Source organism: Saliniramus sp. (assembly GCF_035311605.1).
Taxonomy (GTDB): domain Bacteria; phylum Pseudomonadota; class Alphaproteobacteria; order Rhizobiales; family Beijerinckiaceae; genus Saliniramus.
In genome coordinates, this window is record NZ_DATGCW010000133.1 from 1 (window position 1) to 14,924 (window position 14,924).

General features: G+C 65.4%; 14 protein-coding genes and 1 pseudogene. 10 read left to right on the forward strand and 5 right to left on the reverse strand.

Going from position 1 to position 14,924, the window contains the following annotated elements; all coding sequences use genetic code 11:
* Positions 1 to 205, forward strand: a pseudogene (locus VKP01_RS06515) (hypothetical protein); the annotation flags it as partial.
* A 403-nt stretch (positions 206 to 608) separates the two neighbouring features.
* Positions 609 to 974 carry a transposase gene (locus tag VKP01_RS17360; RefSeq protein ID WP_414706534.1) on the forward strand — a complete coding sequence of 122 codons (366 nt, stop codon included), beginning with the start codon at positions 609 to 611 and terminating at the stop codon, positions 972 to 974.
* A gap of 40 nt (positions 975 to 1,014) precedes the next feature.
* Here the strand turns inward: VKP01_RS17360 and VKP01_RS06525 are convergent, their stop codons facing one another.
* Together VKP01_RS06525 and VKP01_RS06530 are read right to left on the reverse strand one after the other, a co-directional pair.
* Positions 1,015 to 2,106, reverse strand: coding sequence for a site-2 protease family protein (locus tag VKP01_RS06525; RefSeq protein WP_324411355.1), 1,092 nt, complete (start codon positions 2,104 to 2,106; stop codon positions 1,015 to 1,017).
* A 107-nt stretch (positions 2,107 to 2,213) separates the two neighbouring features.
* Positions 2,214 to 3,098, reverse strand: coding sequence for a DMT family transporter (locus tag VKP01_RS06530; RefSeq protein ID WP_324411356.1), 885 nt, complete (start codon positions 3,096 to 3,098; stop codon positions 2,214 to 2,216).
* 207 nt (positions 3,099 to 3,305) lie between these two features.
* Between VKP01_RS06530 and VKP01_RS06535 the strand changes: the two genes are divergently transcribed.
* The gene (locus tag VKP01_RS06535) at positions 3,306 to 4,043 is read left to right on the forward strand and encodes a dienelactone hydrolase family protein (RefSeq protein ID WP_324411357.1); all 738 of its coding nucleotides are present in this window, start codon (positions 3,306 to 3,308) and stop codon (positions 4,041 to 4,043) included.
* 29 nt (positions 4,044 to 4,072) lie between these two features.
* Here the strand turns inward: VKP01_RS06535 and VKP01_RS06540 are convergent, their stop codons facing one another.
* Complete coding sequence (locus VKP01_RS06540) at positions 4,073 to 5,002, reverse strand: farnesyl diphosphate synthase (protein ID WP_324411358.1); 930 nt, start codon at positions 5,000 to 5,002, stop codon at positions 4,073 to 4,075.
* 122 nt (positions 5,003 to 5,124) lie between these two features.
* Between VKP01_RS06540 and VKP01_RS06545 the strand changes: the two genes are divergently transcribed.
* The 3 genes from VKP01_RS06545 to VKP01_RS06555 are packed head-to-tail and all read left to right on the forward strand — an operon-like array spanning position 5,125 to position 7,340.
* Complete coding sequence (locus VKP01_RS06545; RefSeq protein ID WP_324411359.1) at positions 5,125 to 5,838, forward strand: Smr/MutS family protein; 714 nt, start codon at positions 5,125 to 5,127, stop codon at positions 5,836 to 5,838.
* A complete protein-coding gene (locus VKP01_RS06550) occupies positions 5,835 to 6,281 on the forward strand; it encodes a helix-turn-helix domain-containing protein (RefSeq protein ID WP_414706535.1) in 447 nt (148 codons plus the stop codon). Before VKP01_RS06545 ends, VKP01_RS06550 begins: the two co-directional genes overlap by 4 nt.
* Before the next feature lie 48 nt (positions 6,282 to 6,329).
* Complete coding sequence (locus VKP01_RS06555; RefSeq protein WP_324411360.1) at positions 6,330 to 7,340, forward strand: adenosine kinase; 1,011 nt, start codon at positions 6,330 to 6,332, stop codon at positions 7,338 to 7,340.
* Between the two features lie 67 nt (positions 7,341 to 7,407).
* Here VKP01_RS06555 and VKP01_RS06560 read toward each other — a convergent pair whose 3' ends face one another.
* Positions 7,408 to 8,178 carry an ABC transporter permease gene (locus VKP01_RS06560; RefSeq protein WP_324411361.1) on the reverse strand — a complete coding sequence of 257 codons (771 nt, stop codon included), beginning with the start codon at positions 8,176 to 8,178 and terminating at the stop codon, positions 7,408 to 7,410.
* Complete coding sequence (locus VKP01_RS06565; protein WP_324411362.1) at positions 8,178 to 9,104, reverse strand: ABC transporter ATP-binding protein; 927 nt, start codon at positions 9,102 to 9,104, stop codon at positions 8,178 to 8,180. Before VKP01_RS06565 ends, VKP01_RS06560 begins: the two co-directional genes overlap by 1 nt.
* A gap of 222 nt (positions 9,105 to 9,326) precedes the next feature.
* On the opposite strand from VKP01_RS06565, the gene VKP01_RS06570 reads away from it, so the two are divergent.
* From VKP01_RS06570 to VKP01_RS06585, 4 genes are all read left to right on the forward strand, one after another.
* Positions 9,327 to 10,958, forward strand: a complete 1,632-nt coding sequence (locus VKP01_RS06570) for an amidohydrolase (protein WP_324411363.1) — start codon at positions 9,327 to 9,329, stop codon at positions 10,956 to 10,958.
* Positions 10,959 to 11,010: 52 nt separating this feature from the next.
* Positions 11,011 to 12,450 (forward strand): amidohydrolase family protein, encoded by a 1,440-nt coding sequence (locus tag VKP01_RS06575; protein WP_324411364.1) that lies wholly within the window; start codon positions 11,011 to 11,013, stop codon positions 12,448 to 12,450.
* Positions 12,451 to 12,605: 155 nt separating this feature from the next.
* Positions 12,606 to 13,538 (forward strand): ribose-phosphate pyrophosphokinase, encoded by a 933-nt coding sequence (locus tag VKP01_RS06580; protein WP_324411365.1) that lies wholly within the window; start codon positions 12,606 to 12,608, stop codon positions 13,536 to 13,538.
* 109 nt (positions 13,539 to 13,647) lie between these two features.
* Positions 13,648 to 14,924, forward strand: a 1,277-nt coding sequence (locus VKP01_RS06585; protein ID WP_324411366.1) for a ComEC/Rec2 family competence protein, incomplete at its 3' end; no start/stop codon positions are given.

Below are 14,924 nucleotides of genomic sequence, written 5' to 3' on the forward strand. Positions count from 1 at the left end.
CGTCGATGAAGCGACCGCAGCCATGGACGAACCGACGGAAGCCGCGATCTACAAGGTCCTGCGCGAGGAACTGCCCGGGACCACCCTGATCTCGATCGGCCACCGCTCCACGCTTATCGCCTTTCACGAGCGTCGCATCGACATGATGGCGGGAGTCGACGGCGTGTATCGCCCCGTCGACCCGGCTCATGTGCCCGCGCGGTGACCATTGGAGCGCGCTCCGGGCCCGCATCATCCATAGTACACGACGTTGTTGCAGTGAGGGGCGGAATGGATTCGGTTTGAAGATTCTCGACCAAAAGGATCTTCACGATGACCGACACCTTGATCGCCCCTCTGCGTGATGAATTTCCGATGGTGATGTCGCAGCCCGGATGATTGTGCAGACGCTCAATCTTGCGCGGCCCAAACGGCTGGCTCCGGATCGCACCAACTGGAGGCTTGGCGGGCGGGAGATCAATCTTCTCATGCCGGCGATCGTCACAAGACGGTGCAGGGTGCCGTTGATGTGGCTCCAACTGGATCGCTCAGGCGGCTCTGATACGGCGCAACGCATCGCGCTGATGCAGCGCTAGCTCGCGCTGTTCGGCGCAGACTCGATCGAGCTCTTGCTCGCGGATCGGGAGTTCATTGGCGCTCAGTGGCTGGAATTCCTGTGTGAAAACAATGTCCTTTTCGCCATCCGCTTGCGCGAAGGGCAGTTGATCGAGTTTGATGGAGGCTGCCGCATTTCTTTTGCCTCTCCTTTGCGCAGGACACGCCATGGCGTATGGGATGGAAGCCTGTCCGACATGACGACGACCCTGCACGGTGCCGCCCGAAACGCAGCAGGGCAAGAGAGTATCATCATCGCCACCAACACTGCGGACCCCAAGCGCGCATTGCACAGCTATGCCAAACGCTGGGAAATCGAATGCCTGTTCGCTGTTCCATGGAATCAAGAATCCACTCAAAGCCGACATATAATCACTTGATGATCAGGGGGCGGGGCTGCGGAGCGACCCGCCTACCATATCACTTGAAACGCCAGTCGGGCCGCATTTCGCGCACCATGACCATCTCACCGATATTCTCGGAAGTGAGCAAGCCAACCAGATGGCCCGCACGGTCGAGCACGAAGAGAGCCGGAGCACGGGTCTCCATCAGGCGCTTCATGCCGTCATCAAGCGGCGCATGGGCGCTGATGGTGGGCACTTCGCGCATCATCACGTTCTCGACCGGCTCGCGCGAACTGCCCTTCGCCAGAGCCGGGATCAGGATGTCGCGCGTCATCAGCCCGTGCGGATAGCCCACATGATCGACCACGGGGAATTCCTTCTGCGCCGTGCGCACCAGCGCCTCGACTGCATCGGCGAGCGTCGCGCCCGGCGGCAGGGTCTCGATCACCGTGACCATCGCATGCTCGACGCGAATCCCCTGCGCCACGTCCTTCACCGCCGTCTGCTCCACCTCCGCCGAGGCCGCGAGATAGACGAAGACCGCGATGATGATCAGGATCGGATTCCAGAACAGGCCGATGATCGCGAAGGCGAAAGCCGCCGCCTGGCCGATCCGCCCTGCGATCCGCGTCGCCTTCGGCGCCGGCATGCGCATGGCAAGCAGCGCCCGCAGGACCCGTCCGCCATCCATCGGAAAGGCGGGGATCATGTTGAACAGAACGAGAATGATATTGACCGCCATCAGCCGCGCCGCGAGCCCGACCGCCGGATTCTCGATCTGCAGGATGTCCTCGAAATCGATGGTGGCGCGCAGAACGAAAAAGAGGATGAGCGCGATCACCACGTTCACCGCTGGCCCGGCAAGCGCCACGATCAGTTCCTCGCGTGGTTTGTCAGGCATGCGCTCGAGATTGGCAATGCCGCCGATCGGCGAGAGAATCACCTCGGGCGTACGGATGCCATAGCGCCGCGCGGCGAAGATATGGCCGAATTCGTGAGCGACCACGCAGGCGAAGATCAGCACGATCAGGATGACGAGATCAAGCGCGGCCTCGAAACCGGCCATGGTCCATTGCATGCCCGCGAGCCAGACGAGGAAGAGAATGAAGGTGATGTGCAGCTTCACCACCGTCCCGGCGATCACGCCGATCGGTATTGACCAGAACATGCGCTCGAACCCCGCGCGTTGCGCTTGTGTATTGCCTTATCCGCAGATGGGGCGCCGGCAGCCATACACAAGGCTACGCAGCGAAGTGGCCAAAGCGCCGTGACGTCTCATCCGCGCATCGTCCGCGCCCGGCTGGCCATGCGCACGATCACCACGACGAGCGCCGCAACGAGCCAGGTCACGGCATCGATCTGCTCTCCATTGAGGAACGCCGCGATGATCAGCGTCACGAAAATCTGCAACAGCTGCACCTGGCTGACGCGCGAGACGCCGCCCATGGCGAGCCCCGCATTCCAGGCGAAGAAGGCGAGATACTGGCTCATCAGCGTCACATAGGCAAAGCCCCACCAGCTCGATTCCGGCACCCGCGCCATAGCGGACGGCCAGAGCACGATCGCGGCGGGAATCGCGATCGGCAAGGCCAGCATGAGCGCCCATGAGATCACCTCCCAGCCCGGCATCGTGCGCGCGAGCTGTCCCGAGAGCGCATAGCCCAGCGCGCCGCTGACGATCGTCCCCGCGAGCCAGAGCTCGCCGAAGCCGACGCCGCCGATGCCGTCGCGCAGGGCAAATCCCGTGACGATCATCGCGCCGGTTATCGCCGCGATCCAGAAGGCCGGCGATGGCCGCTCGCCGGCCACACGGATCGCGATCACGGCGGTGACGAGCGGCAGGATTCCGAGCACCACCCCGCCATGCGAGGCCTCGACCCGGGTCATGGCGAGTGCAGAAAAGGCGGGAAATCCGGCGACGAGACACAGGGAGATCAGCGCAAGGATGCGCAGGCTCCGCGCATCGGGCAGGGGACGGCGTGTGGCCAGCAGTACCAGGGCTGCGAGGATGCCCGCAATCGCTGCGCGCCCCACCGTCACGAACCAGGGATCGAGCCCCGCCACGGCGAGCCGGGTGAAGGGCAGCGTCCCGCCGAAGATGACGACACCCACCGCCCCGAGCATCAGCCCGAGCCCGATCCGTTCGACCCGCTCTGCCACGTCTCGCTCCCCGATATTCGTTGACGGCAAGCAGAACATGTCGGCCAGCCCCGGACCAGAGGCCGCAAGGGCGAAAGCGGATGCGTCTGTGTGCGCATCGCGGGCGGACGCTCACGCTTTCGTGAGGCCGCGAAGGATTGTCGTGGAGCGGGCATGGGCCAGTTTGTCGCAGACCACCACGCGTTCACAACGAAGGACACGATAATGATGACGGGACGTCTTTTGCTCGCGGGGTCGCTCGCGGCTTTCATCGCAGGCAGCGCGGCAGCGCAGGATGTGACTTACGAGGTGGACGGTGAGAGCTTTGAGGGTTACTTCGCCGCTGCCGAAGAATCGCGCGGTCTGGTCCTGATCGTGCATGATTGGGACGGGCTCGACGACTACGAGCGCCGTCGTGCCGACATGGTCGCCGAGCTTGGCTTTGACGCCTTCGCCGTCGATGTCTATGGCGCCGGCAACCGGCCCGAGACGATGGAAGCGCGCATTGCCGCCACGCGTACGGTCCTCGGCGATGCCGAGCGCATGCAGGCGCTGATGCTGGGCGGGCTGGAAGAAGCCCGGCGCCACAGCGCCGCGGCGGATGTCGTCGTCATGGGCTATTGCTTCGGCGGCACAGTCACCCTCGCCATGGCGCGCACCGGCGAAATCGAAGACAGTGTCGGTTATGCCAGCTTCCATGGCAATTTCCCCGACGGCCCAGCCTGGCCGTCGGATACCGCGCCGCTCCTGATCATGCATGGCGGCGTCGACCAGAATCCGAGCATGAGCGACCTCGCCGAATTCGTCGAGGAAGCCGAGGAAGCCGGCCTCACTTATGATGTCGAGATCTATGCCGGCGCCAACCACGCCTTTACGGTCTTCGGCGGCGGTCGTTACCAGGAACGCGCCGATACCCGCTCATGGGCGACGTTCGGGCGCTTCCTCGAGGCGCGCTTCGGCAGCTGATCGCACGTGCGCGATCGCGCAAGACGCCGTCAGTTCCTGCGCGCGACGGTGAAATGCGCAGCCTCGCAAAGAATCTGCGCCTTCGCGCCGAAAGGTGCGAGGGCGGCTTCGGCCTCGGAGACGAGACGGGCGCATTCGCGGCGGGCGCCGTCGATGCCCAGCGCATCGACAAGCGTGCCCTTGCCCGCTGCCGCATCCTTGCCAACGGCCTTGCCCATCGCCTGCGCATCGGCCTCGCGGTCGAGAATGTCGTCGGCGATCTGGAAGGCGGCACCCAGCGCCTTGCCATAGGCGCGAAGACGCGCGCGATCCGTCGCATCGGCGCCGGCGACGATCGCCCCGGCTTCGGCGGCAAACGTGAGGAGCGCGCCCGTCTTCATGGCCTGAAGCGTGCGGATGTCGTCCTGCGCGAGCGCTCCAGCCTCTCCGTAGCGCCCTTCCGCTGCGAGATCGAGCATCTGCCCGCCGACCATGCCGCCGAGCCCGGCGGCGCGGGCGAGGCCGAGCGTCAGTTCCGCGCGGATCGCCGGATCCGGATGGGTCTCCGGTGTGGCCAGCACCTCGAAGGCCAGGGTGAGCAGGGCATCACCGGCAAGGATGGCGGTGGCCTCGTCGAAAGCCTTGTGCACGGTAGGCTTGCCGCGACGCAGATCATCGTCGTCCATCGCCGGGAGATCGTCATGGACGAGCGAATAGCAATGCACCAGCTCGATGGCCGCGCCGGCACGCAGCGGCGCTTCGCCCGCGACGCCGAAGAGTTGCGCCGCCGCTGCGGTCAGAAACGGCCGCAGCCGCTTGCCGCCGCCCAGCGCGCCATGGCGCATCGCCGCGATCAGACGCGGCGGACGCCCGATCTCGCCCGTCTGCGCATCCGGCCCCAGCAGCCCTTCGAGACAGCCTTCGACAGCTTCGGCATGACGCAGCAACTGATCGACGAAACTGGACGTATCCGTGCTCATATCCGATCTTCCTTTATGGATACGGGTTGCAGCAAAGCGCGCTTCGGGTCAAGTGAGGGCCTGCTTCGACGGGGCGTGCGCAAAGCGAGCGGCCCTTCGCAGGCCGGTGATGGATGGAGGCGATGGCGCGACGCAGGAAAAGGGATCTCTCGGCGGAAGAAAAGCGCCTGTGGGAGCATGTCGCGCGCCATGTGACGCCGCTGCCCGGGCGCGGCGCCGATCGCACGCGCGCGTCCGGTGACAACGATGACGCTTTGATGCATTCGACGGCTGCGTTTACGGCGCATGGCGCGTTGCCGGACGTGGCGGCGGTGCCCGGACGCGGAAAAGGGCCGGCGCGTGGCGAGGGGGAGGCGCGTGGCAAGGCGGAGGCGCGCGCCGAGGGTGATGGCCCCGCCCCGAAATTAGAGCAGCCCATACCGGCCCGCCCCGTGCTTCCCGCCTATATTCCCCCGGTCTCACGCAAGGGCGAGACGCTCGCGGCCGGCTCCGGCGGGCTCGATCGCAAGGAGAGACGCTCCTTGCGCCGGCGCGTGCGCGATGTCGACGACCGCCTCGATCTGCACGGCATGCGCCAGGAAGAAGCGCATCGCGCGCTGATCGGCTTCCTGCAATCGGCCAGCGGGCGTGATTGCGCCATCGTCCTCGTCGTGACCGGCAAGGGGGGTGTCGGGGGCCCCGGCTATGGCGACGAGCGCGGGGTCTTGCGTCGAATCACGCCGCATTGGTTGCGTGCGCCGGAACTGAAACCCTTCGTCGTCGGTTTCGAGGAAGCCGCAGCTCATCATGGTGGAGCGGGCGCGCTTTATGTTCGATTACGCAGGCAGGGCCGATGAAGCAGACAGCCGAAACCGATAAAGACGAGGCCGATCCGGGCGCCGATCCGGCCCTGACGCCCTTCGGCGCGCGGGTGCGGGCGCTGCGGCGTGAACGCAATCTGCAACTCAAGCACATGGCCGCCTCGCTCGGTGTCTCCAGCGCCTATCTCTCGGCGCTCGAACGCGGCGAGCGGGGGCGCCCGACCTGGGCGCTGATCCAGGCAACAATTCATTATTTCGGCGTGATCTGGGACGACGCGGATGACCTGCAGCATCTCGCCGAAATGTCGGAGCCGCGCCCCCAGATCGATGCGCGCGGCACGGGACCGCGGGGCATCTATCTCGCCAACCGCCTCGCCCACGATTTCGCCGCGCTCGACCCGGAAGATCGTCAGGCGATTCTCGCCATTCTCGAGCGGCGCAAACCCGGTCGGGTTGACCCCGAGCGCCTTTCGGGGTGACAAGACCCCTCGTTTTGACATGTTTCACCACACACAAGGAGCAGTGATTTGTCTTCCAGCCTCGATCTTCTCGCCCTCGGCAACGCCATCGTGGATGTCATCGCGCATACCGATGACGATTTTCTTGCAGCACGCAATCTGCACAAGGGCTCGATGAATCTGATCAACGAGGAAACCGCGCTCGAACTCTACGAAGCCATGGGTCCGGCTACGATCATTTCTGGTGGCTCGGCGGCGAATACGATCGCAGGCGCGGCCTCGCTCGGGCTGAAGACCGGCTTCATCGGCAAGGTTCGCGATGACGGCGCCGGCGACCATTATCGCCACGACATGCGCGCCATGGGCACCGCCTTCGACACGCCCGCCGCCACCGACGGCCCCGCCACGGCGCGCAGCTTCATCCTCGTCACGCCCGATGGCGAGCGTACGATGAACACCTATCTCGGCGCCTGCCAGGGCCTGTCCACCGCCGATGTCGAGGCCGAGAAGGTCCGCGCGGCGGCGATCACCTATCTCGAAGGCTATCTGTGGGACCCGCAGGACGCCAAGGACGCCTTCCGCAAGGCCGTCGAGGTTTCCCATGCTGCGGGCAACCGCGTGGCGCTGACGCTGTCGGATTCGTTTTGCGTCGACCGTTTCCGCGACGAGTTCCTCGGCCTGATGCGCGAAGGCCAAATCGACATTCTCTTCGCCAATATCCATGAGCTCAAGGCGCTCTACCAGACCGCCGACGACGATACGGCACTCGCCGCCCTGCGCGACGAGAACCTGCCGCATGCCCATTTCATCGGCGCCATCACACGCTCCGAGGAAGGTGCGCTCGTGGTGACGCGGCAATCGACCCAGAGCGTCAAGGCGCATCCGGTTGATCGCGTCGTCGACACCACCGGCGCCGGCGATCTGTTTGCCGCAGGCTTCCTTTCGGGCCTGACCAAGGGGCTCGACCACGTCACCTGCGCGAGGCTGGGCGGCATGGCGGCTGCCGAGATCATCTCGCATCTCGGCGCCCGCCCGGAAGCCGATCTCGCCGACATGGCACGCCAGAACGGCCTGATCTGAACGCGGGATCGTTATCGCACGTGAATCTGCGAAGGGCGGTGTCTCACGAGGCGCCGCCCTTTCTGATTCACGACCGCAGACGCCAGCCGGTGCGGAAGATCCACCAGATCGCAGCGAGGCAGACCACGGTGAAGACGGCGATGGCGAACAGGCTGAGCGCGATGGGCACGTCCGCCTGTTCGAAGAACGACCAGCGAAAGCCCGAGATCAGGTAATGCATGGGATTGAGCAGGGTCAGCCCCTGCCAGAAGGGCGGCAGCATCGTCGTCGAATAGAAGGTGCCGCCGAGAAAGACGAGCGGCGTGATCACCAGCAGCGGAATCAGCTGGAGCTGCTCAAAATTCGCCGCCCAGATCCCGATGATGAAGCCCAGCAGCGCGAAACTCGTGCAGGTGAGCAGCAGGAAGAGGATCATTGCGAAGGGCCGCGCGATCGAGAGATCGATGAACAGATGCGCCGTGGCCAGAATGATCAACCCGACGATGAAGGCCTTCGTCGCCGCCGCACCGACATAGCCGATGACGATCTCGAACGCGTTCACGGGCGCCGAGAGCACCTCGTAGATCGAGCCGAGGAACTTGGGGAAGAATATCCCGATCGACGCATTCGAGGTCGCCTGCGTCGTCACCGTCAGCATGATCAGGCCGGGTACGATGAATGCGCCGTAGGGGACGCCCTCGACCTGGTCGATCCGCCCGCCGATGGCGGCGCCGAACACCACGAAATAAAGCGAGGCCGAAATCACCGGGGCAAGCATGGATTGCAGGATGGTGCGAAAGAATCGACCCATCTCGTAGAGATAGATCGCGCGGATGGCTTGCAGATTGGGCCGCGGCATCAGTTTTCGTCCTTGACCAGCCCGACGAAGATCTCTTCGAGGCTGCTTTGCCTGGTGCGGATATCGGCGATGGGCAGACCGGCTGCCTGGATATCGGCCATGAGCGCACCGACGCCGGTGCTCTGCGCCCGCCCGTCATAGCCGTAGACGAGCCCGCGCCCGTCGGCAGACAGGGTCAGCGCATGCGCCGAGAGGGATTCGGGAACGGCAGCGAGCGGCGCCTCCAGCATGATCTCGAGTTCCTTGCGTCCCATCCGCGCCATCAGATCGCCGGTCTTCTCGACAAGCAGGATCTCGCCGCGATTGATCACCGCGATGCGGTCGGCGATCGCCTCGGCTTCCTCGATATAGTGGGTGGTGAGGATGATGGTGACGCCATCGCGGCGCAACTCCTTCACCACATCCCACATCTCGCGGCGCAATTCGACATCGACCCCCGCTGTCGGCTCGTCGAGAAAGAGCACACGCGGCTCGTGCGAGAGCGCCTTGGCGATCATGACGCGGCGTTTCATGCCGCCGGAAAGCTCGCGATTGCGGGAGGTCTTCTTCTCCGACAGGCTGAGTGCCGCGAGCAGGCGGTCGATCCGCGCCTCGTCGGGCGGTCGCCCGAACAGGCCGCGCGAGAAACGCACCGTATTGGCGATCGTCTCGAAGGGCTCCAGGCTGATCTCCTGGGGCACCAGACCGATCATGGCGCGCGCGGCGCGATAATCACTGTGAATGTCATGGCCACCGACACTGACGCTGCCGGCGGTGGAGCGGGTAATGCCGCAGATGGTGGAGATCAGTGTGGTCTTGCCGGCGCCATTCGGCCCCAGAAGCGCGATGATCTCTCCTTCCTCGATATCGAGATCGACGCCCTTCAGGGCCTCGAACCCGCTGTCATACGCTTTGCGCAGGCCGCGCACGGCGATGATGCTGGTCATGCTTGTTCCTTCTTGTCGCAGCCTACCTAGTGCGCCGTCGCTGCGATGTGAACCGGTAATGCCGCAAGCCGCAGCTTGCGTGCATTTTCTCCAACGCGCGTTTGGGCCGTTCTTCGCATCCGATCCACCCGGCAGCCCGTCATCGCGCTTGACCGGATAGACCCTGATCGCCGTTACTGGCAATCCAAGCCGGCTGGCAGCGAAGGGAGAGTAGTGGGCATCATGCGCATCGCAGCCGATATCGTTCTCACCAACGGGCGCGTCTGGCGCGGCCTCGGTCACGGCTTTGCCGAGGCGATCGCCCTGTGGGGCGGCAAGGTGCTCGCAACCGGCCCGGCGCATGAGATCGCGGATCTGATCGGCCCGCAGACGCAGGTGATCGATCTCGCCGGACGCCTCGCCACCCCTGGCCTGAACGATGCGCATATGCATCTCCTGCCCTATGGCGCGGCCATGGACGAGGTCGATCTGCGCCCCGCCGCCGCACCGACCCTCGCAACCCTGCTCGACGCCCTGCGCACGCGCGCCCGCGAGACGCCGCCCGGCGAATGGGTGATCGGGCGCGGCTACGATCATTTCCGCCTCGATACCGGGCGTCATCCCACACGCGACGAGCTCGATGCCGCATTGCCCGATCATCCGGTCTGGATCGTGCGCACGGACGGGCATCTCGCCGTGGCGAATACGATGGCGCTCGCGCGGGCGGGCATCGACGAGAACACCCCCTCCCCGCCAGGCGGGCTGATCGAAAAGCGCGACGGGCGCCTCACCGGCCTCCTCGCCGAGACCGCGCGCGAGCCCGTTCTGGCGGTGCTCCCGCGCGCGGATATCGCGGCGCTGACCGGCTTTATCGAACGCGGCGGGCGTGATCTGCTGGCCCATGGCATCACCTCCTGCATGGAAGCGGCTGTCGGGATCCGCGACGGCTGGCTCGAAATGCAGGCCTATCAGAAGGCGCATCGCGAGAACCGGCTGCCGCTGCGCGTCTATGCCTGTCTGATGGGCGACGTCACCCGCAATCTCCTGCCCGAGGCGGAGGCGGCAGGGATGTGCACGGGGGGCGGCGATGCGCGGCTGCGGACCGGCCCGGTCAAGATCTTCACGGATGGCAGCGCCGGCGGGCGCACGGCGGCGATGACAAAGCCCTATCTGGGTGGTGGCCCGGAGGACACAGGCATCCTCTGCCTGTCCTCGGATCAGCTCACGCAGATGGTTGATGACGCCCATCGCGCCGGCTGGCAGATGGCGATCCACGCCATTGGCGATGCGGCGATCGACCAGGTGCTCGACGCCTATGAGGCCGCCATCGGTGCCACGCCCGATCCACAGCGCCGCCACCGGATCGAGCATTGTGGCTGGCTGCGTCCCGACCAGATGGCGCGCATGCGGCAGATGCACGTGCTGCCCGCACCGCAACCCGCCTTCCTGTACTGGTTCGGCGATCTCTACCTGACCCTCGCCGAGCCCGAGCGCGTCGCCGCTTCGCATCCGATGCGCACATGGATCGAAAACGGGCTCCAGCCATCCGCCTCGACGGATTGCCCCGTCGTGGCGATCAATCCGCTCGTCAATCTCTACACCATGGTCACCCGCAGGACCGAGAGCGGCACCGTGCTTGGCGCCGATCAGGCGCTCACCCTCGAGGAAGCGCTTCACGCGTATACGTATGCCGGGGCCTATGCCTCCCGCGAAGAGGCCATCAAGGGCCGCCTCGTCCCCGGCCAGCTTGCCGATATCGCCGTGTTTGACCGCGATCTGTTCCGCATCGACCCGGAAGAGATCCCGCATGCGGCCTGCGACATCACAATCCTCGACGGTCGTGTCGTACACTGCCGGGAAGAAGCTGCGGCATGATCACGACTGGCTATCGCGACACCATCATCATGACCCCGGAGACGATTCCCCCATGCCGCACACCACCCTGATCAGGAACGCCTCCTTCCTCGTCGCCTATGACGCCGCAACGGACAGCCACAGCTATCGCCGCGACTGCGATATCGTCTTCACCGGTGACCGCATCGTCCATATCGGCCCCGGCTTTACCGGTGATGTCGACGAGACGATTGATGCTTCGCGCCTGATGGTGATGCCGGGTCTCGTCGACATCCATTCGCATCCGGCCTCCGAGCCGATGAACAAGGGCTGGAACGACGAGCTCGGCTCGGCGAAGCTCTGGGGCTCCTCGCTCTATGAATTCATGCCGCTGTTTCGCCCGGATGCACAGGGCATCCCCGCCAGCGCGCGTGTGGCCTATTGCGAATTGCTGATGTCGGGAGTGACGACGCTGGTCGACATGTCCGGCGCCTGGGAGGGCTGGCTCGATCTGTTCGCGCAAAGCGGCCTGCGCGGCGTCGTCTCGCCGATGTACCGCTCCGCCCGCTGGTACACGCGGGACGGCCATGTGGTCGAATACGAATGGGACCCCGCCGGCGGCGAGAAGGCCATGGCGCAGGCGATGGAAGTGGTCGACGCCGCAGCGCGCCATTCTTCGGGGCGCCTGTCGGGCATGGTCTCGCCCTCGCAGATCGACACCTGCACGCCGGAACTGATCCGTGACAGCTTCGCCGAAGCCGAGCGCCGCGATCTGCCATTCCAGATCCATGCGGCACAGAGCGTGGTCGAATTCCACGAAATGACCCGGCGCCACGGCATGACACCGATCGAATGGCTGGAATCGCTCGGCGTGCTCTCGCCACGCTCGATCATCGGGCACGGCATCTTTCTCGACCACCATTCCTCGGCCCTGAACTGGCCCAAACGTGACGATCTCGCCTCGATCATCCACAGCGGCACCACGGTGGCGCATTGCCCGGTGGTTTTCCAGCGGCGGGGCATCGCCATCCAGTCGGTCGGCGGCTATCTGCGCCGGGGCGTGAAAATGGGCATCGGCACCGACACCTTCCCCCATAATATGCTGGAAGAGCTGCGCGCGGTGGGTATCGGCTCGCGGATGGTCTCTCAGGACGTCTGGGACCTGCGCCTGTCACAGATCATCGATTGCGCCACTCTGGGCGGGGCGCGCGCGCTGTTGCGCGATGATATCGGGCGGCTCGCGGTCGGGGCGAAGGCGGATATCGTCATGGTCGATCTCGACCATCCGATGATGCGCCCCGTGCGCGACCCTCTGCGCAGCCTCGTCTATGCGGCGGCGGAACGGGCGGTGCGGACCGTCTTCGTCGATGGCGCGAAGGTGGTCGATGACGGGCGCGTCCTCACCCTTGATTACGAGGCGGCCAGCGCGGCGCTGCAGGAAGCCCAGTACCGGGCCGAGGGCGAAGTCGCGGCTGCGGATTGGGCGGGGCGTACGAGCTACGAGATATCGCCCCATACCTATCCGCAGACCTGAGCCGGCAAAGCGGGGAGCGGCTTCTACACCAGTAATCGCGCCGTGATCGCGGCTGCGCGCTTGCTCTTGCCGATAAAAGCTTGTTAAACCCGCCTCGCCGCCACCGCGAGGCGCCAGACAGCCTTGCAAGCACTCGCCGAGAAAGCCGATCCGCCATGAAACTCGTTGCCGGAAATTCCAACCGACCGCTCGCCGAAGCCGTTGCAGCCTATCTCGGCATCCCGCTGGGCAAATGTCAGGTAAAGCGCTTCGCGGATATGGAAATCTTCGTGGAATTGCAGGAGAACGTGCGTGGCGAGGATGTCTTCATCCTGCAATCCACGTCGTTTCCCGCCAATGACCACCTGATGGAACTGCTCATCCTGATCGATGCGCTCAAGCGCTCCTCGGCCAAGCGCATCACGGCGGTGATGCCCTATTTCGGCTATGCGCGGCAGGACCGGCGCACGGCCGGGCGCACACCGATCTCGGCCAAGCTCGTGGCCAATCTGATCACCGAAGCCGGCGCCGACCGCGTCCTCACCCTCGATCTGCATGCCGGCCAGATCCAGGGCTTCTTCGACATTCCCACCGACAACCTGTTCAGCGCACCGGTCATGGTACGCGACATCAAGGAGCGCATGGCCAATGGCGACAAGGTCGTCGTCTCGCCCGATGTCGGCGGCGTCGTTCGTGCCCGTGCGCTGGCCAAGCGGATCGATGCCCAGCTCGCCATCGTCGACAAGCGCCGCGAGCGCCCCGGTGAATCGGAAGTCATGAGCATCATCGGTGATGTGGCCGGGCGCAGTTGCCTGCTCGTCGACGACATCGTCGATTCCGGCGGCACCCTGTGCAACGCCGCCGAGGCGCTTCTCGAAAAAGGCGCGACGGAAGTCTACGCTTTCATCACCCACGGCGTGCTCTCCGGTGGTGCGGTGTCGCGCATCGCCAATTCCAAGCTGAAGGAACTGGTCATCACCGATTCCATCATGCCCACGGAAGCGGTGAAGGTGGCCCGCAATATCCGCGTGCTCTCCATCGACAGCCTGATGGGGGAGGCGATCGCGCGCACGGCCTCCGAATCTTCGGTTTCCAGCCTTTTTGACTGACGCTCGTAATTTTTTGATCGCAACCGGTGGACATCGGCATCTGATTGCCTTTGATTGCTTTTGACGTAATTGCAATCAAAGGCCGCATATGGGCGAAATCGCGCGAGGCATGGCGATCGGCGAGGGCGAAAGCGGCTTCGCCGGGCCGGGGGCGCGCGCGGGACAAGATCAGGCGGATCACCCGGATTTTCGCCGCGCCCATCGCATCCGCGCTGCATGCGGCGCCTGGCTGCGCGCTTGCCTCGACGAGGAAATCTCCAGACGCCGATTGTTTCCCTGGTGCGCCGTGGCTTTCGGGCTGGGCATTCTTGTCTACTTCGCGGCTCAAGGCCGTCCGCATGTGGCGGCACCACTGGCCGGGCTCACTCTGTGCGCGGTCATCGCCTGGCTGGGGCGGCATGACCACCGCATCCTGCGCATCATCATCGCCGTCGCCATGTTGCTTGCCGGCTTTGCCGCGACGATGCTGCGTTTCGAGCGGGTAGACGCGCCGATCATCGACGGGGTCCGGATTGCGCAACTCACCGGCAGCGTGATCAGCATCGAGGAACGCACCAGCGATGCGCGCCTCGTGATCCGCGTCGCGGCCATCGACGATCGCGCGCCCGACGCCCTGCCGGCGCGGGTACGGGTGACGACGCGCGCTGCGGGCGATCTGCGCGCCGGCGATACGATCACCGCCCGGGTGCGGCTGATGCCGCCGCCGCAAGCGGCCTGGCCGGGCGGCTATGATTTCGCCCGCAGCGCCTGGTTTGCGCGCATCGGCGGTGTCGGCTCGATCCTGGGTGGCGCGCGGATCGTCGCGCCGGAGACCCCGCCGGGCTTCGCCGAGCGTGTGCGCGCTGCAATCGACAATGCGCGGGTCAGCACGACACGCCGTATCTTCGACGCGATCGGGGGCCAGCCGGGCGCTGTCGCCGCAGCGCTGGTGACGGGCAAGCGCGGGCTGATCACCGAGGAGACCAATGCCGCGCTTCGCGCTGCGGGGATCTATCACATCGTCTCGATTTCCGGCCTGCATATGGTGCTGGCCGCCGGAACCATCTTCTGGCTCACCCGCGCCGGCCTCGCCCTCGTGCCGACGCTCGCTCTGGGCTGGCCGATCAAGAAGATCGCGGCGGTGGCGGCGATCATTGGCGCTGTCGGCTATTGCATCTTCTCCGGTGCGCAGGTCGCCACGATCCGGGCCGTGATCATGACCGGAGTGATGCTCGGCGCGGTCTTGTTTGACCGGCCGGCGCTGAGCATGCGCAATCTCGCGATAGCGGCCATCCTGGTCCTCGCCTGGCAGCCCGAGACGCTGCTCGGCCCCTCCTTCCAGATGTCTTTCTCTGCCGTCGTCGGGCTCATCGCCGGCGCGGAATGGATGCGTGCGCGCGAAAACCG